The 22,502-nt window shown below is 66.4% G+C and carries 23 protein-coding genes and 2 CRISPR repeat arrays; of the genes, 3 read left to right on the top strand and 20 right to left on the bottom strand.

The window, feature by feature from the left end; all coding sequences use genetic code 11:
* Positions 1–9: 9 nt before the first annotated feature.
* A complete protein-coding gene (gene ssb / locus RAH32_RS04370) occupies positions 10–510 on the bottom strand; it encodes a single-stranded DNA-binding protein (protein ID WP_306605491.1) in 501 nt (166 codons plus the stop codon).
* 167 nt (positions 511–677) lie between these two features.
* Here ssb and RAH32_RS04365 point away from each other — a divergent pair, with 167 nt between their 5' ends.
* Complete coding sequence (locus tag RAH32_RS04365; protein WP_306605490.1) at positions 678–1,307, top strand: lytic transglycosylase domain-containing protein; 630 nt, start codon at positions 678–680, stop codon at positions 1,305–1,307.
* An 84-nt stretch (positions 1,308–1,391) separates the two neighbouring features.
* On the opposite strand, the gene RAH32_RS04360 is transcribed toward RAH32_RS04365, so the two are convergent.
* The 5 genes from RAH32_RS04360 to scpA form a co-directional block, all read right to left on the bottom strand.
* Entirely contained in the window at positions 1,392–2,681 is a 1,290-nt protein-coding gene (locus RAH32_RS04360) for a homoserine dehydrogenase (protein ID WP_306605489.1), read from the bottom strand.
* A 72-nt stretch (positions 2,682–2,753) separates the two neighbouring features.
* Positions 2,754–3,197, bottom strand: a complete 444-nt coding sequence (locus tag RAH32_RS04355) for a methyltransferase family protein (protein ID WP_306605488.1) — start codon at positions 3,195–3,197, stop codon at positions 2,754–2,756.
* Positions 3,197–3,718 (bottom strand): hypothetical protein, encoded by a 522-nt coding sequence (locus RAH32_RS04350; protein WP_306605487.1) that lies wholly within the window; start codon positions 3,716–3,718, stop codon positions 3,197–3,199. The genes RAH32_RS04355 and RAH32_RS04350 overlap by 1 nt, the downstream gene beginning before the upstream one ends.
* A 1-nt stretch (position 3,719) precedes the next feature.
* Positions 3,720–4,535, bottom strand: a complete 816-nt coding sequence (locus tag RAH32_RS04345) for a glycosyl transferase (RefSeq protein ID WP_306605486.1) — start codon at positions 4,533–4,535, stop codon at positions 3,720–3,722.
* Positions 4,536–4,665: 130 nt separating this feature from the next.
* Positions 4,666–6,801 (bottom strand): methylmalonyl-CoA mutase, encoded by a 2,136-nt coding sequence (gene scpA, locus RAH32_RS04340; protein WP_306605485.1) that lies wholly within the window; start codon positions 6,799–6,801, stop codon positions 4,666–4,668.
* Between the two features lie 57 nt (positions 6,802–6,858).
* On the opposite strand from scpA, the gene RAH32_RS04335 reads away from it, so the two are divergent.
* A complete protein-coding gene (locus RAH32_RS04335) occupies positions 6,859–7,362 on the top strand; it encodes a DUF4174 domain-containing protein (RefSeq protein ID WP_306605484.1) in 504 nt (167 codons plus the stop codon).
* 89 nt (positions 7,363–7,451) lie between these two features.
* Here the strand turns inward: RAH32_RS04335 and RAH32_RS04330 are convergent, their stop codons facing one another.
* The 7 genes from RAH32_RS04330 to RAH32_RS04300 form a co-directional block, all read right to left on the bottom strand.
* Complete coding sequence (locus tag RAH32_RS04330; protein ID WP_306605483.1) at positions 7,452–8,042, bottom strand: hypothetical protein; 591 nt, start codon at positions 8,040–8,042, stop codon at positions 7,452–7,454.
* A gap of 14 nt (positions 8,043–8,056) precedes the next feature.
* Positions 8,057–10,054, bottom strand: a complete 1,998-nt coding sequence (locus RAH32_RS04325) for an acetyl-CoA carboxylase biotin carboxylase subunit (RefSeq protein ID WP_306605481.1) — start codon at positions 10,052–10,054, stop codon at positions 8,057–8,059.
* 102 nt (positions 10,055–10,156) lie between these two features.
* Positions 10,157–10,369, bottom strand: coding sequence for a YMGG-like glycine zipper-containing protein (locus RAH32_RS04320; protein ID WP_306605479.1), 213 nt, complete (start codon positions 10,367–10,369; stop codon positions 10,157–10,159).
* Positions 10,370–10,426: 57 nt separating this feature from the next.
* Positions 10,427–10,669, bottom strand: a complete 243-nt coding sequence (locus tag RAH32_RS04315) for a hypothetical protein (protein WP_306605477.1) — start codon at positions 10,667–10,669, stop codon at positions 10,427–10,429.
* 130 nt (positions 10,670–10,799) lie between these two features.
* Positions 10,800–11,216 carry a hypothetical protein gene (locus tag RAH32_RS04310; protein WP_306605475.1) on the bottom strand — a complete coding sequence of 139 codons (417 nt, stop codon included), beginning with the start codon at positions 11,214–11,216 and terminating at the stop codon, positions 10,800–10,802.
* Positions 11,217–11,303: 87 nt separating this feature from the next.
* Positions 11,304–11,450 carry a hypothetical protein gene (locus tag RAH32_RS04305; protein WP_306605473.1) on the bottom strand — a complete coding sequence of 49 codons (147 nt, stop codon included), beginning with the start codon at positions 11,448–11,450 and terminating at the stop codon, positions 11,304–11,306.
* Positions 11,451–11,651: 201 nt separating this feature from the next.
* Positions 11,652–13,184, bottom strand: a complete 1,533-nt coding sequence (locus RAH32_RS04300; protein ID WP_306605471.1) for an acyl-CoA carboxylase subunit beta — start codon at positions 13,182–13,184, stop codon at positions 11,652–11,654.
* 460 nt (positions 13,185–13,644) lie between these two features.
* Here RAH32_RS04300 and RAH32_RS04295 point away from each other — a divergent pair, with 460 nt between their 5' ends.
* Positions 13,645–13,791 carry a hypothetical protein gene (locus RAH32_RS04295; protein ID WP_306605469.1) on the top strand — a complete coding sequence of 49 codons (147 nt, stop codon included), beginning with the start codon at positions 13,645–13,647 and terminating at the stop codon, positions 13,789–13,791.
* Positions 13,792–13,950: 159 nt separating this feature from the next.
* A CRISPR array of direct repeats spans positions 13,951–15,053; the repeat unit is 29 nt; unit sequence GGGTCTATCCCCGCGGGTGCGGGGGAGCC.
* Between the two features lie 91 nt (positions 15,054–15,144).
* Positions 15,145–16,516: direct repeats of the CRISPR family, unit length 29 nt; unit sequence GGGTCTATCCCCGCGGGTGCGGGGGAGCC.
* Between the two features lie 64 nt (positions 16,517–16,580).
* Here RAH32_RS04295 and cas2e read toward each other — a convergent pair.
* From cas2e to casA, 7 genes are read right to left on the bottom strand one after another with little or no spacing between them, the layout of a single operon-like run.
* Positions 16,581–16,880 (bottom strand): type I-E CRISPR-associated endoribonuclease Cas2e, encoded by a 300-nt coding sequence (cas2e, locus tag RAH32_RS04290; protein WP_306605467.1) that lies wholly within the window; start codon positions 16,878–16,880, stop codon positions 16,581–16,583.
* Between the two features lies 1 nt (position 16,881).
* A complete protein-coding gene (cas1e, locus tag RAH32_RS04285) occupies positions 16,882–17,754 on the bottom strand; it encodes a type I-E CRISPR-associated endonuclease Cas1e (protein WP_306605465.1) in 873 nt (290 codons plus the stop codon).
* Positions 17,755–18,522: a type I-E CRISPR-associated protein Cas6/Cse3/CasE gene (locus tag RAH32_RS04280; protein ID WP_306605463.1), complete on the bottom strand. Its 768-nt coding sequence runs from the start codon at positions 18,520–18,522 to the stop codon at positions 17,755–17,757.
* Complete coding sequence (gene cas5e, locus RAH32_RS04275) at positions 18,519–19,193, bottom strand: type I-E CRISPR-associated protein Cas5/CasD (RefSeq protein WP_306605462.1); 675 nt, start codon at positions 19,191–19,193, stop codon at positions 18,519–18,521. The genes RAH32_RS04280 and cas5e overlap by 4 nt, the downstream gene beginning before the upstream one ends.
* A complete protein-coding gene (cas7e, locus tag RAH32_RS04270) occupies positions 19,193–20,332 on the bottom strand; it encodes a type I-E CRISPR-associated protein Cas7/Cse4/CasC (RefSeq protein WP_306605460.1) in 1,140 nt (379 codons plus the stop codon). The genes cas5e and cas7e overlap by 1 nt, the downstream gene beginning before the upstream one ends.
* Positions 20,329–20,910: a hypothetical protein gene (locus tag RAH32_RS04265; protein WP_306605458.1), complete on the bottom strand. Its 582-nt coding sequence runs from the start codon at positions 20,908–20,910 to the stop codon at positions 20,329–20,331. The genes cas7e and RAH32_RS04265 overlap by 4 nt, the downstream gene beginning before the upstream one ends.
* A complete protein-coding gene (gene casA, locus RAH32_RS04260) occupies positions 20,894–22,447 on the bottom strand; it encodes a type I-E CRISPR-associated protein Cse1/CasA (protein ID WP_306605456.1) in 1,554 nt (517 codons plus the stop codon). Before casA ends, RAH32_RS04265 begins: the two co-directional genes overlap by 17 nt.
* Positions 22,448–22,502: the final 55 nt, after the last annotated feature.

The raw sequence follows: 22,502 nt of genomic DNA, 5'->3' as shown, positions 1-22,502 counted from the left end.
CGGCAGGCATCAGAACGGGATTTCGTCGTCGTAGTCGCTGCGGCTGCCGCCGCCTTGGCTGCCGCCACCCGACGAGGGACCGCCGCGGTCGTATTCGTCATAACCGCCGCCGCCGAAACCGCCGCTGCCTTGGCCGCCACCGCCCGAACCGCCGCCATCACGCCCGTCCAGCATCTGCAACGTGCCGTTGAAGCCGCGCAGGACTACCTCGGTGGTATAGCGTTCCTGGCCGGACTGGTCCTGCCATTTGCGGGTTTCCAGCTGGCCCTCGACATAGACCTTGCTGCCCTTTTTCAGGAATCGCTCGACCACGTTCACCAGGCCCTCGGACATGATGGCGACGCTGTGCCATTCGGTCCGCTCCTTGCGTTCGCCCGTGTTGCGGTCCTTCCACTGTTCCGATGTGGCGATCCGCAGGTTGGCGACCTTGCCGCCGTTCTGGAAGGTGCGGATTTCGGGGTCGCGGCCCAGATTGCCGATCAGGATGACCTTGTTGACGCTGCCTGCCATGACGTTTTCCTGCAAATGTGTCCTTTGGAAACGGTCTAGCGCAGCCCCCGTCGCGATGCAAATGGGCGCTTTGCCGCCGCAGCGGACCTGCCCGAAAAGCGGTGCTGGCGATGCGGTCCGATTTCTGTATAGTCCCGTCAAAACCCACAACAACGAGGGACAGGGACATGACAATCATCCCTACCATCAAGGCGGGTCTGTGTGCGTTGCTGATCGCTGGAATCGCCGTGCCTGCCTCGGCCGAGGGGCTTCGCCTGTCGGGCAGTTCATCGAAATCCCGTGCCGAACAATTCGCCCGCCAGACGCGGCTGATGGATTCCCGCCTTGCCGGGCAATACCAGCAATCGGCCCGTCTGCGGCCCAACGCGCGCGGCGGCGGCGACAACTCGGTCGATATCCAGCTTTCCGCCAACATCCCCGCATATCGCGGCAAGCGCAGCGACTTCATCCCCCACGCGCGAGAGGCCGCGCGCCGCTATGGCATCCCCGAGGACCTGTTCCTTCGCCTCGTGCAGCAGGAATCCGGCTGGAATCCCCGGGCGCGGTCGCACAAGGGCGCGACGGGCCTGGCGCAGCTTATGCCCGGAACGGCAGCCAAGCTGGGCGTCAACCCGCATGATCCGGTGCAGAACCTGCACGGCGGTGCGCGTTATCTGCGGATGATGTACAACCAGTTCGGCAACTGGCGCCTGGCGCTTGCCGCCTATAACGCCGGGCCGGGCGCGGTGCAGAAATACAACGGAATCCCTCCTTACCGCGAAACCCGCAATTACGTTCGGATCATCGCGGGAAGCTGACGGCCCATCTTCTGTGCGCAAATATCCTCTGGGGGTGAATTGCCTCCATGAGGCAAGAGGGGGCGCGAGCGCCCCCTTTCTTCGTTAGACTTCCTCGATCCGCAATTCCACCGGATCGCTGGCCAGAACGCCGGTTCGGGGCAGGGCCTCGATGGCATAGTCGATGGCCTCGGGCGTGGTCTTGTGGGTCACGACCAGAACCGGGACGCTTTCCGGGCTGTGCTGGCCGTATTGCCGCATCCGGTCGATGGAAATCCCGGCATCGCCCAGAACGGTTGCGACTTTGGCAAGCGCCCCCGGCTTGTCCTGCAATTCCAGACGCATGTAATAGGCTGCCGGAACCGCCGTCCGCGCGGGTTGCGCGGCCTTCAGGCTGGCCGCTGGCTGGCCGAAGACCGGCAGGCGCACGCCGCGCGCGATCTCCACGATGTCGGACAACACGGCGCTTGCGGTCGGGCCTTCGCCCGCGCCCGCGCCGCGCAGCACGATCTGGCCCACGCTGTCGCCCTCGACCACGACCATGTTCGTGCCGCCCATCAACTGCCCCAGCGGGCTGTCCGCCGGAACCAGACAGGGCGACATGCGCTGTTCCAGCCCGCGCGGGGTCATCTGCGCCACGCCCAGCAACTTGATCTTGTAGCCCATGTCGGCGGCGCGGCGGATGTCGTCGATGCTGACGCGCTCGATCCCCTCGATCTCGACCGCATCGAAGTTGACCTGCGTCCCGAAGGCGATCGCGGACAGGATCGACAGCTTGTGCCCCGCGTCGATGCCGCCCACATCCAGCGTCGGGTCGGCTTCCAGGTATCCCAATTGGCGCGCTTCCTCGAACACCGACTCATAAGGCAGGCCCGCGCTTTCCATCCGCGTCAGGATGTAATTGCAGGTGCCGTTCATCACGCCCATGACGCGGCGGATCTCGTTCCCGGCCAGCGATTCCGTCATCGCCTTGATGACCGGGATGCCGCCTGCCACCGCCGCCTCGAAGCGCAGGGTGCGGCCCAGCCCCTCGGCCAGTTCGGCAAGCGCCTGACCGTGGACGGCCAGCAGCGCCTTGTTGGCCGTCACGACATCCTTGCCCGAACGCAGCGCCGCCTCGATGCTGTCCTTGGCGATGCCGCTGTCGCCGCCCACCAGTTCGACGAACACATCGACATCATCGGCGGTGGCCACCGCCATGGCATTGTCTTCCCAGCGATAGGCCGACAGGTCGGCATCGCGGTTCTTCATCTTGTCGCGGGCGCAGATGGCGGTGATCGACACGGGTCGGCCCGTGCGGCGCGCCAGAAGATCGGCGTGTTTCTGGACGATCTTGACGACACCGATCCCGACGGTGCCAAGCCCGGCGATGCCCAGGCGGAGGGAGGACGACATGAAGGCCTCTTGCGTAAGGTCGTCCGCTGTTAGCGCGGCGCGCGCCGTCATGCAACGCGCGAAAGGGCGCGGTCACAGCCAGCGGCGCGTGCGCTGCCGGTATGCCGCGAATGCATCGGGAAAGGCCTGGGCCAGCCGCCGCTCCTCGTGCGGGATGAAGCGGGCCGAGATGACCAGGACGAACCCTGCCACCAGCGGCACGGCTGCCAGAGGGGCGCGGAAAGCCAGACACAACCCCGCCAGGATCATCGCATCGGCGACATAGATCGGATTGCGCGACAGCCGGAAAGGCCCGGACGTCACCAGATGGCGCGGCTGGCCATGGGGATCGACGGTCGTATGCGCCCGGCGCATGGTCCATCCCGCCCATATCATCAGCGCCAGCCCGGCCAAGGCCAGCACCAGGCCCCAGCCTGCAAGCCATCCGGGACCATGCGGCGCAAGACGCCCGGCCAGCCACCCTGCCAGCACGAAGCCGGCAAGCCAGATCTTCGGATAATCTGCGGTCATTCTCATCACGGGTTGTCCTCAAATCCCGCCCATTCGCCGTCGATTCCCGTCTTGCGCATGATCGACACCACGCGCCGGGCGGCAGACAGCGTGTCGGCGTGGATGGCGTGAACAGCCGCCGGATCCATCTCGTCCGGGTAACGCTCGCCTCGGGTATTGATGAAGGTGGGGTGCCAGTGGCCCGGCTTGCTGCCCGGCCGCCAGGATGCGTGGCACAGCAGGTTCCGCTTCAGCCGGATGGCGCGCAGGTCAGCCGACAAGCCTTCGCGCCCTTCCACGCCGGCCTGCTTCATGGCGGCGGCGAAGCTGTCGATCAGCGTGCCCAGGGTATCGTCGGCGATCTCCTCGATCCGGCGCAGCCAGTCCTGCAAGGCGCGTTCGCTGACCTCCTCGCCCAGCTGGCGGCGCGTCAGCGAGAAGATGGCGCGTTTCAACGCTTCCTCCAGAAAGCCGAATCCGGCGATGGCGTGACCGATGGCCGCCGCCATCTCGTCGGGCAGGCGATCGGGCGCGCGCGGCAGGCTCATGCTACTCGCGCCACAGATCTTTCACCCAGGTCGCGGGCAGCAGGTAATGGCGCAGGTGCCGGGGCAGGCTTTCGCGCCTCTGGCCGTTGAAGGCGGCGCGCAGGTGATCCAGCGGCGGGCAGTGTTCGTGATCGTCCCGCCAGCGGCCGGCGATGGCCTCGGGCGGATTGAGATGGCCCGCGAAGATCACGATCCGGCTGTTGCGGGGCACCCTGGGTTCGATGAAGTAGTTCAGCGGGAAAGGCGGGATCGAATGCATGCGGAAATGCGCCAGCCAGCCGCGCGGCCAGAACTTGACACCTCCGGGCGCGTTGTGGGTGACGAACCGCTGCTCGAACCTGTATTTCTCGGCAATGCCCTGCGGATCGGCGCGGAAGATGTCCTGCAGGGGCGCCAGCTTGCCCACCCGCATCCGATAGACCGAGGTCTGGCCCAGCTTTTCCAGCGGCGTGTTCGGGTTACGGCCCAAAATCGTGTCGTCGGGGTCGCCGAAGGTGAAGAACGGGTCCAGGTTTCCCGTGATGATCACGTCAAGGTCCAGAAACAGCACCACGCCCGTCACGTCGCCCAGGTCGCCCCACAGTCGCGACTTGGGCCACTGCCCGCGGTTCGTGACCGGCGCCTTGTATTCGAAGACGGGCAGGGGACGGACGGCGATGTCGGGATGCAGGCCTGCGCCGTCATCGGTGAAGCAGAACAGCCGGAAGGGCGGGGTGATGTTGCGGCGGATCATCCCATGCAGGCGGTTGACGTATTCCGGCCCGAACTTCGTGCCCCACTTGATGCAGATGATCTGCTTGATTGCCGGCGCTTCCATCGTCTTTCCCCTTGCTTGGCCGCACCGTTTCACAGCGTCAAAGCCAAGGCAACGTCCTTTGCCTTGGTTCAAATATCCTCGGGGGGTGCAGGGGGGCAGACAGCCCCCCTGTGATCGCGGCACGCAAGACTCAGGCGGCGCGGTTTTCCCGGATCAGCCGCAGGATGTCGGCGGCGGCCTGGGGAATGTTGGTCCCCGGCCCGAAGATCGCCTTGACCCCGGCGTCCCGCAGATAATCATAGTCCTGCTGCGGGATCACGCCGCCGCAGATGACCAGGATGTCGCCCGCGCCCTGCGCCTTCAGCGCCTCGATCAACTTCGGCGCCAGGGTCTTGTGCCCCGCCGCCTGCGAGCTGATGCCTACCACATGCACGTCGTTGTCCACGGCGTCCTGCGCCGCTTCCTCGGGCGTCTGGAACAGGGGGCCTACGTCCACGTCAAAGCCGATATCGGCAAAGGCCGTGGCGATGACCTTGGCGCCGCGGTCGTGGCCGTCCTGGCCCATCTTGACGACCAGCATCCGGGGACGGCGGCCTTCTTCCTCGGCGAAGGTTTCCACGTCGCGCTGGATCTGCGCGAAGCCCTCGTCCCCCTCGTAGGCCGCGCCATAGACACCGGCCAGGGTCTTCACCTCGGCCCGGTGGCGGCCCCATTCCTTTTCCATCGCCATGCTGATCTCTCCGACGGTTGCACGGGCGCGGGCGGCCTCGACGGCGGCCTCTAGCAGGTTGCCGCCCTCGCGGGCGCGGCGGGTGATTTCGTCAAGCGCGTGCTGGCAGGCGCTTTCATCCCGCGTCTGGCGGATGCGGGTCAGGCGCGCGATCTGGGCGTCGCGGACCTTCATGTTGTCGATGTCCAGGATGTCGATCGGGTCTTCCTTGTCCTTGCGGTACTTGTTGACGCCGACGATCACCTCCTCGCCCCGGTCGATCTGGGCCTGGCGGCGGGCGGCGGTTTCCTCGATCCGCAGCTTGGGCATGCCGGTGGCGACAGCCTTGGTCATGCCGCCCAGTTCCTCGACCTCCTCGATCAGCGCCCAGGCCTTTTCGGCCAGTTCGGCCGTCAGGCTTTCGATGTAATAGGACCCCGCCAGCGGATCGACGACATGGGTGATGCCGGTTTCTTCTTGCAGGATCAGCTGGGTGTTGCGGGCAATGCGCGCGGAAAACTCGGTCGGCAGGGCGATGGCCTCGTCCAGGGCGTTGGTGTGCAGCGACTGCGTGCCGCCAAGCGCCGCAGACATCGCCTCATAGGCGGTGCGGATCACGTTGTTGTAGGGATCCTGTTCCTGCAAGCTGACGCCCGAAGTCTGGCAATGCGTCCGCAGCATCAGGCTGCTGGCCTTCTTCGGGGCGAACTCGGTCATGATCCGGTGCCACAGCAGCCGCGCCGCGCGCAGCTTGGCGATCTCCATGAAGAAGTTCATGCCGATGGCAAAGAAGAAGGACAGCCGCCCCGCGAACTGGTCCACGTCCATGCCCGCCTTCAACGCCGCGCGCACGTATTCGCGCCCGTCGGCCAGCGTATAGGCCAGTTCCTGCACCAGGTTCGCGCCCGCTTCCTGCATGTGATAGCCGGAAATCGAGATCGAGTTGAACTTGGGCATCTCGTTCGACGTGTATTCGATGATGTCCGCGATGATCCGCATCGAAGGCTCGGGCGGATAGATATAGGTGTTGCGGACCATGAACTCCTTGAGGATGTCGTTCTGGATCGTGCCCGACAGGACCGCGCGGGAATGGCCCTGCTCCTCTCCGGTGACGATGAAGTTCGCCAGGATCGGGATCACCGCGCCGTTCATGGTCATGGACACCGAAACCTTGTCCAGCGGGATGCCGTCGAACAGGATCTTCATGTCCTCCACCGAATCGATGGCGACGCCCGCCTTGCCGACATCGCCCACCACGCGGGGATGGTCGCTGTCATAGCCCCGGTGCGTCGCCAGGTCGAAGGCCACCGACACGCCCTGCTGCCCGGCGGCAAGCGCCTTGCGATAGAAGGCGTTCGATTCCTCGGCCGTGGAAAAGCCCGCATATTGCCGGATGGTCCAGGGTCGGCCCGCATACATCGTGGCGCGGGGGCCGCGGGTGAAGGGCGCGATGCCCGGCAGGCTGCCCAGGTGGTCCAGGCCCTCAAGGTCGGCTTCGGTGTAAAGCGGCTTGACCGGAATGCCTTCCAGCGTGTTCCAGGTCAGGCTGTCGGGGTCGGCACCCTTCAGCTCTTTCGCCGCCATCTTCTGCCAGTCATCCAGCGTGGGTTTCGTCATGGTTGATCCTTTCGCACGGCGCGGTCCGCCCTATATTCAGGGCAGAGAGGGGCGCCGATGAAGTTGAAATTCCTGATGGTTGCGATGATGCTTGCCGCAATGGGTCCGGCCCGAGAGGCGCCTCCGCCGGCCGTCGCCACCCAGCCTGCCAGCCCCGAGGAAGTTGCCACGCCCGCACCGGAACCGGCGCGGCCCGAACTGCGCATCCTGCCCGCGGCTGATACAAAGCCGGCCGATTTCCTGTGGACGGCCCGCCCTGTCGTGGTCTTTGCCGATACGCCCAACGACCCCGCCTTTCGCGAACAGATGCGTGCATTGGAGGCTGGCGACACTGCCCTGATCGAACGCGACGTGGTGGTCATCACCGACAGCGACCCGCAGGCAAACAGCGCCTGGCGCCAGCAACTGCATCCGCGCGGCTTCTCGCTGGTCATCATCGACAAGGACGGGCAGGTCAAGCAACGCCGCCCGCTGCCCTGGGACGTGCGCGAAATCAGCCGCGCCATCGACAAGCTGCCGTTGCGCCGCCAGGAAATCGGCCGGGCGGGACTGGCGCCATGAGCGTTGAAAACCGGAAGAGCCCCACCTATATTTGGAAACAGGGACAATGAGGTTCGACATGAGCACGACATCCTACAATCCGCCCCCGATCACTGGCCGGACCGGCCCGAAGCCGGGCTATTGATCTTCTTGCGGTAAGCCGCGCCCCGACCATCCAGATTCGCGCGGATCGCCTCCAGGGCGCTGTCCCCCAGTTCAAGCGCCTCAATCTTCATCGAGATATAGTCGTGATACATCCCGGCCGCGCGTTCGGCCCCGATCTTCGCGACATCCAGTTCCCGCAGATCGCTGATCATCGCCGCGATCGCGTTCAACTGGCTGTAATACAGCACCACCGGATCCACCGTGTCGCGCGGCAGCACATGAATATCGCCGATGATGGCGCGAAAGACCGCGTCGTTATGCTCGGTCGGGATGACCGGGAAGAAGCCCGGCTCGGTCAGGATGCGTTCCTTGATGCGCGCACCGTATTCCCCCACGTTGTCGCGCCGCAGCACTGCAAGATAGGCCCGGATCTCGGCAAAGACCGCCCGCTGGACATCCCGCACCCGTTCCGCCCGCAGGTTCGCATCGCGCCTGCGGTTCTGGAAGGCGACGACCCACCATCCCACCGCCAGGAACAGCCCGGCGATGACCGCCTGCTGCGCCTGGGGGCTGAGATAGTTGTCGAAGGGTGGCATCCAGGACCTGCGGGTTATTCGAATTCCATGATCACATCATCAACCTTGAGGCTTTGGCCCGCCTCGGCGTTGACCGACTTCACGACGGCCTTACGTTCGGCGCGCAGGATGTTCTCCATCTTCATCGCCTCGACCGTGGCAAGGGCCTGACCTTCCTGCACCTCGTCGCCGGGGGCGACGTTGATGCGGACCACCAGCCCCGGCATCGGGCAAAGAAGGAACTTCGAGGTGTCGGGCGGCAGCTTTTCCGGCATCAGCCGCACCAACTCGGCCGTGCGCGGGCGACGGACCTGGACCTTGAGGTCCGCGCCGCGCGTCCGCAGGCGGAACCCGGCAGGGATCTTGTCCACCTTCATGACCAGCGGGCGGCCATCGACCCGCAGCCGCGCCAGGGTCTGGCCGGGCTTCCAGTCGCTTTCCACGCGCAACTCGCGGCCGTTCACGGCGACCGTCGCGCCGTCGCGGTCGGCGCGGATGCGCGCGGGGATTTCACGGCCATTGACGAAGACCACCCAGTTTTCGCCCACGCGGCGTTCGTGGTTGTCCAGACGCCCGCTGATCCGGGTGCGGCGGATCTCGGCCACACGATGCATGGCCGATGCCGCGGCGGCCACGCGGCCCAGTTCGTCATCGGGCAGCGAGGCACCCTGGAAGCCCTCGGGATATTCCTCGGCGATGAAGGCCGTGGTGATGTCGCCAGACACGAATTTCGGGTGGTCCATCACGGCGGACAGGAACGGCAGGTTGTGGCCGATGCCCTCGACCTCGAACTCATCCAGGGCCACGCGCATCGCCTGAATGGCCTCGCTCCGCGACGGCGCCCAGGTGCAGAGCTTGGCAATCATGGGGTCATAGAACATGCTGATCTCGCCGCCCTCGAAGACGCCCGTATCGTTGCGGACCACATGGTCGGCCTCGACCACCTCGGCCGGGGGACGATAGCGGGTCAGCCGCCCGATCGAGGGCAGGAAATTGCGATAGGGATCCTCGGCGTAAAGGCGGCTTTCCATGGCCCAGCCGTTGATCTTCAGGTCGCCTTGGGCAAAGGGCAGGGGCTCGCCGGCCGCGACCCGGATCATCTGCTCCACCAGGTCGATGCCGGTGATCAGTTCCGTCACCGGATGTTCCACCTGGAGCCGGGTGTTCATTTCCAGGAAGTAGAAGTTCTTCTGCCCGTCCACGATGAATTCCACCGTGCCCGCGCTGGTATAGCCCACGGCCTTGGCAAGCGCGACCGCCTGTTCGCCCATTGCCTTGCGTGTCGCCGAGTCCAGGAAGGGCGAGGGCGCCTCCTCGATGACCTTCTGGTTGCGCCGCTGGATCGAGCATTCGCGCTCGTGCAGATAGACCGCGTTGCCGTGCTTGTCGGCCAGGACCTGGATCTCGATGTGGCGCGGCTGCGTCACGAATTTCTCGATGAAGATGCGGTCGTCGCCGAAGCTGCTGGCGGCCTCGTTGCGGGAACTCTCGAAGCCCTCGCGTGCCTCTTGCGCGGTCCAGGCGATGCGCATCCCCTTGCCCCCGCCGCCAGCGGAGGCCTTGATCATCACAGGATAGCCGATCTGGTCGCTGATCCGAACCGCTTCCTCGGCATCGGCGATCAGGCCCATGTAACCCGGCACGGTGGAAACGCCCGCTTCCTGCGCGATCTTCTTCGAGGTGATCTTGTCGCCCATGGCCTCGATGGCGGGCGAAGGCGGGCCGACGAAGGTGACGCCCTCGCGCTCAAGCGCCTCGGCGAACTTCATGTTCTCGGACAGGAAGCCGTATCCGGGATGGACGGCCTCGGCTCCGGTCTGGCGGATCGCGTCCATGATCTTGTCGATCACGATATAGGACTGGTTGGCGGGAGGCGGGCCGATATGGACGGCCTCGTCGGCCATTTTCACATGCAGCGCGTTGCGGTCGGCGTCGGAATAGACGGCAACGGTCGCGATGCCCATCTTGCGGGCGGTCTTGATGACGCGGCAGGCGATCTCGCCCCGGTTGGCGATCAGGATCTTCTTGAACATGGGCGGCCCCCCCGGCCAGGCATGAAAAAGCCGCCCAAGGGCGCGTGGCCCCGGGCGGCAATCGAAACATCACGGCGCAACGAACGCGCCGGGATCAGGTCGTTATTGGCACAGGCCCACGTCGTCGCACAGGACGCCGCCAGCGCCCCCGATGGCGGCACCCTTGACGACATTGCGGCCGCTGACGCTGGCAACGGTGGCACCGACGCCCGCGCCGATAAGCGCGCGGTCGGTGTCGGTCGGGTTGATGCCCTGGGTGCAGCCGGCAACGGCACTCGCGCCGACAAGAGCGGCAATGGCAAGGAACTTGGACATGTCTGTTTTCCTGTCAGGTGATTGGCTGGACCGGAACGCCGATCCAGCCGGTCAGGTTCAGTAACGACGCTGGCAGACGCCGGCGTCGTCGCACAGCGCGCCGCCCACGGCACCAATGGCCGCGCCGGTTGCCAGATCCTCGTCCAGGGCCTTGGCGATGACCGCACCGGCGACGGCACCGCCTGCCGCACGCTGCGCGTCGGGCGAGATGCCTGCGGTGCCATAGCCCTGCTGGCAGGCAGCCAGGCCAAGAAGAACGAAAGCGCCGGCGGCGACGCGGGTGAACAGCGAAGTCTGCATGGAAAGTTGCCTGTATAGTGGGCCGCGCAAACGGCCAGTGGAAGGTGATACCCGACTATCGCATAGCCCAGGGGCGCGTCAAACTGACATGGGTGTGAGATCAAGGCCCTAGGCAGCAAGTTGCGCATCTTCAACGATCCACGTCGTCGTCGTCGCCATCGTCCCAACCGTCGTCGTCCCAGCCGAAGTCGGGCGGGCTGTCGGGGGCGAAAAGCTCGGGAAACGAGGCCTCGGCCGCGGCCATGTCCACTTGCAGCAACTGATCGTAATCGGCCGGGTCGAAAGGTCCGACAGCCTTCACCTCGCGCCCGATCAGCCAGCCCAGCCGGCCCGCGTCAAGATTGCCGCGGACGAAAGGTTCCTCACCGAAATGTTCGATCAGGGCTGCGAGGAAGCCCGCGTCGGCGCGGCGGTCGGCGGGCTTGCGGTCGCGGAATCGTTCGCGTCGGGTGATGGGCGTCGCGCCCTTCTTGCGATTCTCGCGGCGGATGACGAACTGGAAATCGGTGCCGGGAAGGCGTCCCGGAAAGCCCCTGTGCTTCAGCATGATGGTCCCCCATGGCGGGGGCCGGGCCGGGCCGGGCCGGAAAGGCGCGGGCAGCCGGACCGCCCGCGCAAGATCAGTCGGTTCGGATCAGTTGGCGCCGTATTTGCCCTGATAGACGGGCTCGGTCGTGACGGGGTTCGGGGTGGGCACGTAAACCTCGGGTTCGGCTGCCTGACGCTGGCACGCAGCAAAGGCCGACACCAGCACGAGGCTGAGGATGATTTTCTTCGACATGTTGTCTCGCTCCTGTAAAGCGGGCGCTGCTGCGCCCGTCTGCTCGGGTTGTTGTGGGGGATGTCTTGATGCATCGCCCCGCCGGGCATGATAGCGGCGGCGCAGGGACGCAGACAGGCAGGCCGGACAGCCAGGGCCAAATGCCACGCGGCCTGTGGCTGGCCTGCATCATTCACGCATTTGTGCAACCGCGTTAACATCTTACAAAGGAATGTTGTCGTGCTTCTTCCAGGGATTCGACAGCCGCTTGGTGCGCAGGCTGGCGAAAGCCCGGGCAACGCGCTTGCGCGTCGAATGGGGCTGGATCACCTCGTCGATGAAGCCCTTTTCGGCGGCGACGAAGGGATTGGCGAAGCGGTCCTCGTAATCCTTGGTTCGCGCCGCAATCTTGTCGGGATCGCCCAACTCGCTGCGATACAGGATCTCGACCGCGCCCTTGGCCCCCATCACCGCGATTTCCGCCGTGGGCCAGGCATAGTTGAAATCGCCCCGCAAATGCTTGGACGCCATCACGTCGTAGGCCCCGCCATAGGCCTTGCGGGTGATGACCGTGACCTTCGGCACGGTCGCCTCGCCATAGGCGAACAGCAGCTTCGCGCCGTGCTTGATGACGCCGCCATATTCCTGGCCGGTGCCAGGCAGGAAGCCCGGCACGTCCACGAAGGTCAGGATCGGGATCTCGAAGGCATCGCAAAAGCGGACGAACCGCGCGGCCTTGCGCGAACTGTCGATGTCAAGGCAGCCCGCCAGCACCATCGGCTGGTTGGCCACCACGCCCACGGTCCGGCCTTCGATGCGGATGAAGCCCGTGATGATGTTGCCCGCAAAGTCCTTCTGGATTTCGTAGAAGTCGCCTTCGTCCGCGACCTTCACGATCAGTTCCTTCATGTCATAAGGCTGGTTCGGGTTGTCGGGGATCAGCGTGTCCAGGCTCTCCTCGATCCTTGCGGGATCGTCAAAGAAAGGCCGCACGGGCGCCTTGTCGCGGTTGTTCAGCGGCAGGAAGTCGAACAGGCGGCGGATTTCGGTCAGCGCCTCGACGTCGTCTTCAAACGCGCCATCTGCGACCGAACTTTTCTTCGTGTGGGTCGATGCGCCGCCAAGCTGTTCGGCCGTCACCACCTCGTTCGTGACGGTCTTGACCACATCTGGCCCTGTCACGAACATATAGGACGTGTCCTTCACCATGAAGATGAAGTCGGTCATGGCAGGGGAATAGACCGCCCCGCCCGCGCAAGGCCCCATGATCACGCTGATCTGCGGCACCACCCCGGATGCCATGATGTTGCGCTGGAACACGTCGGCATAGCCGGCCAGCGACGCCACGCCTTCCTGGATGCGCGCGCCGCCCGAGTCGTTCAACCCGATCACCGGCGCGCCGTTCTGCATCGCCATGTCCATGATCTTGCATATTTTCTGGGCATGGGTTTCCGACAGCGATCCGCCGAAAACCGTGAAGTCCTGCGAAAAGACATAAACCATGCGCCCGTTGATCGTGCCCCAACCGGTCACGACGCCGTCGCCATAGGGACGGTCGGCTTCCATCCCGAAGTCGGTGGAACGGTGCGCCACGAACATGTCGAACTCCTCGAAGCTGCCTTCGTCCAGCAGCAGTTCGATCCGTTCGCGCGCCGTCAGCTTGCCGCGCGCGTGCTGCGCGTCGATCCGCCGCTGGCCCCCGCCCAACCGGGCCAGAGTCCGGCGGTCCTCCAATTCCTGAAGAATGTCCTTCATCGCAGCCCCCTGTCGATCCTTGCGCCGCAGCCTAGTCAGGCAGGGCAGGACGGGGAAGCAAAAACGAGAAAATTTGCAAACTGTGTCATGTAATGGCAAAGAAAAATGAAAATCTGCAAACGGAAGTCGGTGCGCAAATGCTGCGGGCCGGACAAATCCGAATGCGGGAAAAGGTAAGAGGCTCGACAACGAAGCCTGGTCCTGTAGATCAATGTGTTACGAAATGGTTTGTAATAATGTGACAAACCTCCGAATGAGCGATGCGTTCCTTCCCCAAAATCGGACGGCAGCCATGATCTGACGTCTGCTGGTTTCCAAGAACGAGCAGCTCAGGATATGAAGAAGCGCAGGAACCATGACGCGGGGTTCAAGGCGCGGGTGGCGCTGGAAGCCCTGAAGGGTGAGCGCACGGTGTCGGAACTGGCTGCCGAAACGGCCTGCATCCGGCGATGATCCATCAGTGGAAGAAAGCTTGCTGGACGGTGCGGCGGATATCTTTGGGCAGGGTAGCAAGAAAGTCCCCGAGGATGTGGTGCGTGCGCTGCATCCGAAGATCGGTGAGTTGCCTGTGGCCGACGATTTCTTGTCACGAAAGCTCAACTCCTGACCTGCAGGTGAGGCGCGGGATGGCCGAGAAGATCCGCCCGAATCTGTCGGCCAGGGCGCAATGCCGTCTGCTGTCGATCTCGCGGCCGTCGTTCCGCCACGAACCGCAGGGCGAAGCGGCGGTGAGCCTTTACGACCGCCCCGCGAGGGCCGCGCCATGGGGTCTATCCCCGCGGGTGCGGGGAGCCGATTGGCCGACGCCGACGCCGACAAGCCACGCGGGTCTATCCCCGCGGGTGCGGGGGAGCCTGGCGGTCAAGCGCGAAACCGGGCTGCACATCGGGTCTATCCCCGCGGGTGCGGGGGAGCCGCCGAATGACCCCCGACACCTTTTGCTGCTGGCGGTCTATCCCCGCGGGTGCGGGGGAGCCCTGCTGGGCCATGACGATCAGATCCAGCTGACGGGTCTATCCCCACGGGTGCGGGGGAGCCGTGAATGTGCCGTTGATGATCTGGCCGGTAACGGGTCTATCCACGCGGGTGCTGGGGAGCCGGTGGACCATGACGGCATCGCCTGAAATCCGGGGGTCTATCCCCGCGGGTGCGGGGGAGCCTTCACCAGCACGAGCCTGCGGTAAGCCCCGGAGGGTCTATCCCCGCGGGTGCGGGGGAGCCAAGCTTCGATGCTCATGTCTCGGCTCCTGCCGGGGTCTATCCCCGCGGGTGCGGGGGAGCCGTCCTGTGACCATTTGCGGAAAAGGGCGCGACGGGTCTATCCCCGCGGGTGCGGGGGAGCCCCCCTCGCGCCTGCCCCTAGATCCCGTCACTCAGGTCTATCCCCGCGGGTGCGGGGGAGCCTCGGCCCGATGGGTTTCGGTCTCGGCCAGCATGGGTCTATCCCCGCGGGTGCGGGGGAGCCCGTTTTCCTTTTCCGTAGTCACTAAACGCATAGGCTCTATCCCCGCGGGTGCGGGGGAGCCGTAGAAGTCGGTATTCAGCGCCGGGTTGATCTGGTCTATCCCCGCGGGTGCGGGGGAGCCGCCTGACGCTGGACCAAGCCCGTGACGTCATGGGGAGCCGGCCCGGTAATGGGCGATCTGGCGGCGCTGCTGGGTCTATCCCCGCGGGTGCGGGGGAGCCCAGGTTGGCCGGTCGGGGGGCGGCTGTTGCGGGGGTCTATCCCCGCGGGTGCGGGGGAGCCCCCCAGCTGTGACAGCAGCTGGTGAACACGCGGGGTCTATCCCCGCGGGTGCGGGGGAGCCGGGCGGGCGGGGGCGGTGCCCCGTCGCCCGTGGGGTCTATCCCCGCGGGTGCGGGGGAGCCCCCCCATCAGCAGCCCCCGCATGAGCGCCACGGGGTCTATCCCGCGGGTGCGGGGGAGCCTCGATTGATCCGGCCTATGCGGCGGCGCAGCGGGGTCTATCCCCGCGGGTGCGGGGGAGCCTTCCCTGTGAATGCGGGTCAGCCGCGCGCCAAGGGTCTATCCCCGCGGGTGCGGGGGAGCCGCGTCCACATCGGCCACGGAACGGACGACAGCGGGTCTATCCCCGCGGGTGCGGGGGAGCCTAGCCGGACGTCACTTGCGCCGACAGGTCCAGGGGTCTATCCCCGCGGGTGCGGGGGAGCCAGCCACGCATTACGCGGCAGGACGGCAGCGGCGGGTCTATCCCCGCGGGTGCGGGGGAGCCCAGACCCGAAGCCCAGCACCTTGGCCGCGTCCAGGTCTATCCCCGCGGGTGCGGGGGAGCCAACCGGGATAGGGCCGCTTACAGCGTCCCGCAGGGTCTATCCCCGCGGGTGCGGGGGAGCCCCCGTAAAGCCGCCGCCGTCGGAGGACGGTAGCGGTCTATCCCCGCGGGTGCGGGGGAGCCGGGCTGCGGAGGCGGGCAGGGGCACGGGCGAGGGGTCTATCCCCGCGGGTGCGGGGGAGCCTCAGCCCGGATCACGGCTATCAGCCCACGTCCGGGTCTATCCCCGCGGGTGCGGGGGAGCCACCCGCCACCGTCACACCGTCCGTTGCCATCAGGGTCTATCCCCGCGGGTGCGGGGGAGCCCCTTGTGGCATGGTCAGGTCTCCGGGTCAGTAAGGTCTATCCCCGCGGGTGCGGGGGAGCCAGCATCCGGTCGAACACGCCCCGGATTTCATCGGGTCTATCCCCGCGGGTGCGGGGGAGCCACCACCACCGGCGCCGCGCCCTATACCCACCAGGGTCTATCCCCGCGGGTGCGGGGGAGCCGGCAACCGTCAGCGAGAAGGGTGCATAGCCCGGGGTCTATCCCCGCGGGTGCGGGGGAGCCAGGGGCGCGCCCTCCCGATATTCCGGGGCGTCGGGTCTATCCCCGCGGGTGCGGGGGAGCCTGGACGGTGGACACGGGGGCGTCCAGGACCCCGGGTCTATCCCCGCGGGTGCGGGGGAGCCAAGTATCCTCCCCCCGAAGATGCCGCATAACTGGGTCTATCCCCGCGGGTGCGGGGGAGCCCCCTTTGCCGGGACATCCGCGCCCGTGCCTACGGGTCTATCCCCGCGGGTGCGGGGGAGCCCAATTCCTCTGCCTTCTCGCCATAGACGCAGCGGGTCTATCCCCGCGGGTGCGGGGGAGCCGCTTCGCGTCAGGGGCGATCTCGAAAGGCTGGGGGTCTATCCCCGCGGGTGCGGGGGAGCCCATTTGACCAGATCGGCGCTCTGTTTGCCGACAGGTCTATCCCCGCGGGTGCGGGGGAGCCCCGCAAGTAAGGTTTTCTAACCTCACATACGAGGGTCTATCCCCGCGGGTGCGGGGGAGCCTCTTGCCAGCATATGGCTGATCTGCAACGATTTCAAACAGCATGTCGCGTGTAATGCGCGATATCTACTTTCGTTTTACGAGCAGAACTCCGTCTGCGTCCACGATTTCCTTCGCAGGAACGCCAAGTGTCAGAATCCTCAGGTTTCCGACGGCCTTGATGTCCCGCCAGGTCATCACGATGGAGCCGCGGCCCAGGGCTGCCCACCAGTCTTCAAGCACCGTCCAGACCCGGTCGCGGACCTCTTGGGTCATCTGCGGAGACACGTAGACTCCCGGTGCGATCTCGAGCATGACCGAGGTCAGAAAGCCGCGGTAACGATCCTCGACATCGCGGGTCACGACCGTGGTCATCTGGCCGGCCATGTCAGCTTCCCTCGATCAAACGCTTGATGCGGTCGATCATGGCAGGGATCGTCTGGCTGCGGGCAAGGGTTTCGCCGGTCAGGCGGCGGGTCACGCGCTCGATGGTCTCGGCCGGATTGTCCTTGACGCGACGGGCCGCACGGAAGGCGCAGGGCAGGGCGATCTCGGCTCGGTAAAGATCGGCGATGTCCAGAACGAAGGACTGGCCCGGATCCTCGTGGATGAAGCCCAGTTGCGGGATCGTCGCCGTTGCCGCGACGGCGATGGCGGCGGCAGCCTCGATGGCCGAGGCGGCGTGGTTCAGCGCCTGGTTGGCGAGGTCGGCCGACAGGGGATCGGCGCGGTCATAGCGGCGGCCATGCCAGTCGATCCCGGCGGCCTGGGCGGCAAGACGATAGCTTTCCTTCATCCGCGCGCCTTCGATTCCCCGCAGCACGTCCAGATCGCGATGGGGCAGAACCTCGCCCAGGCGCATCGCATACATGCGGCGGGCGATCATGATGCGCATCTCGTCATCGGCCCAAAGCCGTGCCTGCAACCGGGCCAGGCCGGAACGGTCCGGGATCAGGGGCGGCGCGGTATAAAGGCGGACGCCGTCTTCACCGACCGCAGCCAAGGCGGTTCGGGCATGGGCCAGCAGACGCAACGCATCATGGCTGACCGTCGAACCGGGTCCTAGCAGGATCATGGACACCGCCTGCATCGGTATCGCGTAATCGCCGGGCGTCAGCGCGTCGGCCTCGGTCGTCGGCCCTTGCAGGAAGGCCAGCGTGCCGTCGCGGGCCGTCAGGGCACCGCGCGCCAGGTAAAGCAGGCCCGACCGGTCGGCATGGGGAACCTTGGCGCTGTCCAGCCCCAGCCGGCCCTTGAGCATCTAGGCCTCCAAGGGCGGGCTTTGCGGCGCCCGCAGCAGCAGCATCCCGAAGCCATAGGCGCAATGCCGCCCGACGCCCCGCGACAGCAGCAGCGCAAACCGATCCGGGTCGGTGATGCGCAGGGTGCCGTGGAAAACGGCGTCCGGCCCTTCCGACAGACCGCGGCGCAGGGCTTGGCTGCGCTGGAAGCGATGCAGAACCGTGCCGTCGCGGATCAGCTCGGCGGCAGGCGCCAGACGCGCGGCAAGCCAGTCCAGATAGACCCGGTTACGGGCAACCGGCGCCGGACTGCGCGCCTGGGCTGCGACATAGGCGTCGATTTCGGCGCCCTGCCGGAAACCCCTGCCCAGCGGATCGCGGTCAGGAGGGATTGCCGAGTTCAGCCTGACAACGGGACGGGCGCGCAGGTCGAAACCCAGAACCTGGCCCAGGCGCCAGGTTTGCGGCATCGGCTTGGCCTGGAGGTTTGGCAGCGGCAGCAGCGCCAGAGCCTCGGGCGGGGCAATGGCTGCGGCTGTTTCGCGCAGGGTTTCTGGTGCGACCGTGGAATAGCCGTAAAGGCTGCTGCCCCCCTTTCCAGACAGCAGGCGAAAGGGTTGGAAGGCGGATTTCGGAACTTGGCCATCGGTTTTTCCGAAGGTTTCGGTCAGAAGGTGATGAAGGGCGCGGCCTTCGTCATGGCCGCGGCGATGCATCCAGCCGCGTTCGGCGGCATGGCGGGCCAGTCGGGACGGGTCCAGCGGCAGGCGCAGCATCCACAACGTCATGGCAGCCGCCCCTCGACCACGCGACGGGTGCCGGCGTGAAAGCCGCTGATCCAGTTTCGCAAGTCGGGAAGATCCTGCCCGCGATGACCCGTCGGTCCCTCGGTCGCGGGCCAGCAGGCGCGCAGGCCGCTGGTGTCCGGCAAGGCGGCGATCAGCGCGTCATGGGCGGTGGCGGCATCGACGGTGCCGGCCAGGATCGGCCGGGACGGAAGACAGGGCTTGCGGCCGATGAACAAGGGGCGCGCGGGATGAAGCAAAGCCTGCCGGATGTCCTCGGTCGCGGGTGACCCCGGAGCCAAGCGCGCCACCACGACCGTTTGCGCATCGGCCAGATAGTCGCGGCGGCGGCGATGAGGCGCGCCATAGCTTGCGCCATCGCGGCCCTCGGGTTCGCCCCATGTCGTCCAGCCCCGATCGGTCTTTTCCAGTTGCGCGTTCTGGATATCGGTGATGACCACACCCTCGCGCAGGAGGGCGGCTGCGAAGATCAGGCGGTCCTGGATGTCCTGATGAGCCTGCCGGTCGCGACATTCAAGGCCAAGCGCATTGGCGAAAAGCCCGGTCAGCATCGAGGCGGCGGGGAAATCCCGCACCGGCCCGACCTGGTCGATGGCAACGCCGCCAAAGGCCATCAGCGGTGCTGCCAGATCCAGTTTCAGCCAGGATTGCATCAGGCCGCGCGCCCTTCCACCAGCCGCGCGGGCAGGCCGCCCGCCCATTCGGCCAGTTGCCGCAAGGATGCGGGCGCGGCGGCAGGAACCGGCGCGTTGGCAAGGCTGAGGACGTGGCGTTCCTCGCCCGTCTCGTAGCAGCGGTCGAAGGCCTCGAGTTGCGAGGACAACGCCTGCGCGGCCGGACCCAAATGGGGCGGGCAGGGGGTGCGGAACGCCTCGGCCAGGGAACGCGGCTGGCGGTCGCCCGCTTCCAGCAGCACCATGCCGGCACGGCCATAGGGCGCGGTCGAGCCAAGCTTGGCGCCGGGCGAAACCTCGGCGATCAGATAGACCAGGTTGTGCAGGACCCGGCCCGCCAGATCGGCGTCGCCGCCCAGGTTGTCGATCAGTCCCGGAATATCGACCACGACATAGCCGTAGAACAGGCCCGAGGTCAGCTCGGTTTCCTGGATGGTGTCCGCGCCCGGCTCGTCGCCCGACAGGTCGTCCACGGCGGTGAAGTAATCGCTTTCGGCCTCTTCCTCGTGGACGGTGAAGGCATGGGCGACATGGACCGGGGCAGTGATGTTCGCCTCGGGGTCCGAGGTCACCATGCGCCCGAACAGGGCCGAGGTGAGGCCACCGGGCAGGGTTGCCGCCGCAGTCATCGCCTTAAGGCTTTTGTTCAGGCCCTTCCGCCAGGCTTCGGCCAGCGACCTGGCCGCCTTGGCGTCGCCGCCCGCTTCGTCGGCCAGGCGTGCGGCCTCGGCTGCCAGCCAGCGCAGTTCGGTTTCCCCGAAGATCAGCGTCTGGCGGGATTTCCTGGTGACGCCCTTGTCCCCGTAAAGCGCCATCTGGAACTCTGGCTCCAGGGCGTCCACGACCGCGCTGTCGATACCGGCGTCCCGCAGCGGCTTGATGACCTTCAGCGTCACCAGTTCGCGCGACCGGAAGGCAGCCTCGGCCCCGTCGATCTGCGACAGCGCATGAGGATCCTCGGCCAGCCGCCAATGCCGCTTCAGGCATTGCGACGAGATCCGGGTGCGCAGCGCGCCGCCATAGGGCAGGCGCTTGGCAAGGCCGCTGTCGTCGCGGTTCAACAGCGCCGCCGCATAGCTTGTCAGCGTGTGGATTTGCAGAAAGCGGGGCGCGGTCATTCGGGTGTCTCCTCGGATGCGGTTCGGGTCGCGCCGTCAAGGCGGCGGAAATAGGCTGAAGCAATGGTCGCGGTGTCGTCTGGGTCCAGCAAGGCAAGCGCGATCTGGGCGACATCGACGCCCGAGCCGGGCTGGATGCGCGGTGCCAGCATCCGGGCGGCCCGTTCCAGCGCCACGGCACGGGCCGGGCCGCGCGTCGCCAGAAGCTGGACCAGGCGGCGTTCGCTGACGACGCCGTCGGGGCTGTCCCCCTGCGGCTGCCACCCAGGATCGCCGCCGTCGCACAGCACCCGGCCAAAGGGACGCGCGCCGTTGTGCAGAAGCGGGCGCCCCTCGGGCGGCGGCTCGCCCTTCGGGGTCAGCAGCGCAAGAATGCGCAGGATCGTCACCCAACTGGCCTGGTCGTCCATCATCACCGGGCTTCGCGCCGCAATCCGCCAGAAGGCGGGGGCGGGATTTGCGGCATCCATGCGCCGCAACTCGGCCATGGCGCCGGTGGACAGGTGGCGCATCGCGCGCGCGGCCGAGATCGCGGCCGCGGCGATGGCGCGCCGCCGAGGGTCAGGCAGCGTCGTCATTCAGGCGCCCTTCGGTTGTGAAAAGAAAATCGAACCGCGTGTTGCCGCCATGGCCATGGCCGCGACGGATGGCCGCTTCGAAGGCTTGCCGCCCGCGTGCCTCGGCCCGGGGGCGCAGGATCGTGGCACAGGGGATTCCCGGCAGTGCAAGCTCGAAGGCGTCGCGGGCGGCGTGGAACAACCGGGTCACGAACCTGCGCATGGCTGCCTCGCGTTCGTCGCCTTGTGCGGCTGCCCGTTCCCACAGGGCCTCGAAGAACATGGCATCGGCTGCGCGGTCGAAGCGGTCGCGGGCGTCGCGGGCGCGAGCGCGATACTTGGCCTTATTCTTATCCAGCTTTTCGCGACTTCCATCAGCCGCCACGAGCGCAAGCCCATTACGGAGGGCACTGTCGAAAATCTTGATTTCGCTGATCTGGTCTTGCGCCAATGCGCCAAGATCAGGCTGCCCAAACCGCCGTCGTGCCGATCCCGGCACCGGAACGACCCGGGACTTGAAGCCTTCGGTCTTTGAGTTGCCCCGGGCAAACGCCTCGGCCACGATCACGCCCGCGCTTTCGCCTTCGCCCGGATCGGCAAGCGGCGGCCGTTTCCAGCCACCCTCGAACAGCAGTTCGCACAGGCGGGCATAGGTGAAATCCCCGTCGCCCAGCGTCAGGCTGCGCGGATTGTTGTCCATCGAGACAGGCGCCCAGGGATCGCCCGTCACACCCTTGGCATCCTTGGCGTCGATGCGCGCTTCCTTCGAGGTCGTGCGCAGCGCCACCAGTCCGTCTCCCTCCTGGATCAGCCGGATGCGGCGGCAGCTTTCGATGAACCAGGGATCAAGCTCGTGCAGGGCCAGCTTGCGCCCTTCAGGCCAAGGCAAGGTCCAGATCAGCGCCGGACCGCCTAGGGTGCCATGAACCGCATCCTTGCCTGCCTGCCGCAAGGCCAGCAGGCGCAGCACGTCGCGCCGCCACCATCCCGAGACATCCGGCCCGCCGCCATCCGACTGCATCGGTGCAAAGCCCAGCATCGGCCGGCTGGACGAACCTCCGTTCATGCGCGCGATGCCCTGATTGCCTGCCCCGCCATAACCCTCCATCGTCTGGAGCGAGACCAGCGCGAAAATCCAATCTTCGGGCGCGGCATGGCGGGCCACGGCTTGCTTCAGGTCGTGGTTCTTCGACGTGATGATCATGTCGAGCGCGTCCGGCGTCTCGACACGCGACCACTTCAGGCCAGGCGGCGCGGCGGGTTGCAGGAAGGCCGGGCGATCGTCGGGGGCGGTCAGGGCCCAGGCGGCTGCATCGCCATCCGTCAGCCGCAGAAGCAGGTCGCGCCAGGCGGCCTCGTCCTCGGGCAGGGTATCGGCGGATGCGGCGGCCAGAGCCAGGGCGCCAAGCTGCACCAGAAACATGTGCCATGCCGGTCGCTGATGCGGGCGCAGTCCGGGAAAGGCCTCGACCTCGTTGCGGGACAGGGCTGCAAGAAGGCCGGGCAGGCTGTGGCGGGTTGATTGGGTCGAGATCAGGCAGGCATCGAGCAAATTCATGGTTTGCAGCAACCAATCAACCGGAACACATTGTAAATACTAAATTCAATAATGA

This window comes from Paracoccus yibinensis (genome assembly GCF_030846195.1).
Classification (GTDB): domain Bacteria; phylum Pseudomonadota; class Alphaproteobacteria; order Rhodobacterales; family Rhodobacteraceae; genus Paracoccus; species Paracoccus yibinensis.
This window is presented reverse-complemented; position numbering and strand designations above follow the sequence as displayed.

Excerpts from the sequence above, each read along its gene's own strand:
- ssb (WP_306605491.1), bottom strand. The coding sequence starts at position 510 with ATGGCAGGCAGCGTCAACAAGGTCATCCTGATCGGCAATCTGGGCCGC.
- RAH32_RS04365 (WP_306605490.1), top strand. The coding sequence starts at position 678 with ATGACAATCATCCCTACCATCAAGGCGGGTCTGTGTGCGTTGCTGATC.
- RAH32_RS04360 (WP_306605489.1), bottom strand. The coding sequence starts at position 2,681 with ATGTCGTCCTCCCTCCGCCTGGGCATCGCCGGGCTTGGCACCGTCGGG.
- RAH32_RS04355 (WP_306605488.1), bottom strand. The coding sequence starts at position 3,197 with ATGAGAATGACCGCAGATTATCCGAAGATCTGGCTTGCCGGCTTCGTG.
- RAH32_RS04350 (WP_306605487.1), bottom strand. The coding sequence starts at position 3,718 with ATGAGCCTGCCGCGCGCGCCCGATCGCCTGCCCGACGAGATGGCGGCG.
- RAH32_RS04345 (WP_306605486.1), bottom strand. The coding sequence starts at position 4,535 with ATGGAAGCGCCGGCAATCAAGCAGATCATCTGCATCAAGTGGGGCACG.
- scpA (WP_306605485.1), bottom strand. The coding sequence starts at position 6,801 with ATGACGAAACCCACGCTGGATGACTGGCAGAAGATGGCGGCGAAAGAG.
- RAH32_RS04335 (WP_306605484.1), top strand. The coding sequence starts at position 6,859 with ATGAAGTTGAAATTCCTGATGGTTGCGATGATGCTTGCCGCAATGGGT.
- RAH32_RS04330 (WP_306605483.1), bottom strand. The coding sequence starts at position 8,042 with ATGCCACCCTTCGACAACTATCTCAGCCCCCAGGCGCAGCAGGCGGTC.
- RAH32_RS04325 (WP_306605481.1), bottom strand. The coding sequence starts at position 10,054 with ATGTTCAAGAAGATCCTGATCGCCAACCGGGGCGAGATCGCCTGCCGC.
- RAH32_RS04320 (WP_306605479.1), bottom strand. The coding sequence starts at position 10,369 with ATGTCCAAGTTCCTTGCCATTGCCGCTCTTGTCGGCGCGAGTGCCGTT.
- RAH32_RS04315 (WP_306605477.1), bottom strand. The coding sequence starts at position 10,669 with ATGCAGACTTCGCTGTTCACCCGCGTCGCCGCCGGCGCTTTCGTTCTT.
- RAH32_RS04310 (WP_306605475.1), bottom strand. The coding sequence starts at position 11,216 with ATGCTGAAGCACAGGGGCTTTCCGGGACGCCTTCCCGGCACCGATTTC.
- RAH32_RS04305 (WP_306605473.1), bottom strand. The coding sequence starts at position 11,450 with ATGTCGAAGAAAATCATCCTCAGCCTCGTGCTGGTGTCGGCCTTTGCT.
- RAH32_RS04300 (WP_306605471.1), bottom strand. The coding sequence starts at position 13,184 with ATGAAGGACATTCTTCAGGAATTGGAGGACCGCCGGACTCTGGCCCGG.
- cas2e (WP_306605467.1), bottom strand. The coding sequence starts at position 16,880 with ATGGCCGGCCAGATGACCACGGTCGTGACCCGCGATGTCGAGGATCGT.
- cas1e (WP_306605465.1), bottom strand. The coding sequence starts at position 17,754 with ATGCTCAAGGGCCGGCTGGGGCTGGACAGCGCCAAGGTTCCCCATGCC.
- RAH32_RS04280 (WP_306605463.1), bottom strand. The coding sequence starts at position 18,522 with ATGACGTTGTGGATGCTGCGCCTGCCGCTGGACCCGTCCCGACTGGCC.
- cas5e (WP_306605462.1), bottom strand. The coding sequence starts at position 19,193 with ATGCAATCCTGGCTGAAACTGGATCTGGCAGCACCGCTGATGGCCTTT.
- cas7e (WP_306605460.1), bottom strand. The coding sequence starts at position 20,332 with ATGACCGCGCCCCGCTTTCTGCAAATCCACACGCTGACAAGCTATGCG.
- RAH32_RS04265 (WP_306605458.1), bottom strand. The coding sequence starts at position 20,910 with ATGACGACGCTGCCTGACCCTCGGCGGCGCGCCATCGCCGCGGCCGCG.
- casA (WP_306605456.1), bottom strand. The coding sequence starts at position 22,447 with ATGAATTTGCTCGATGCCTGCCTGATCTCGACCCAATCAACCCGCCAC.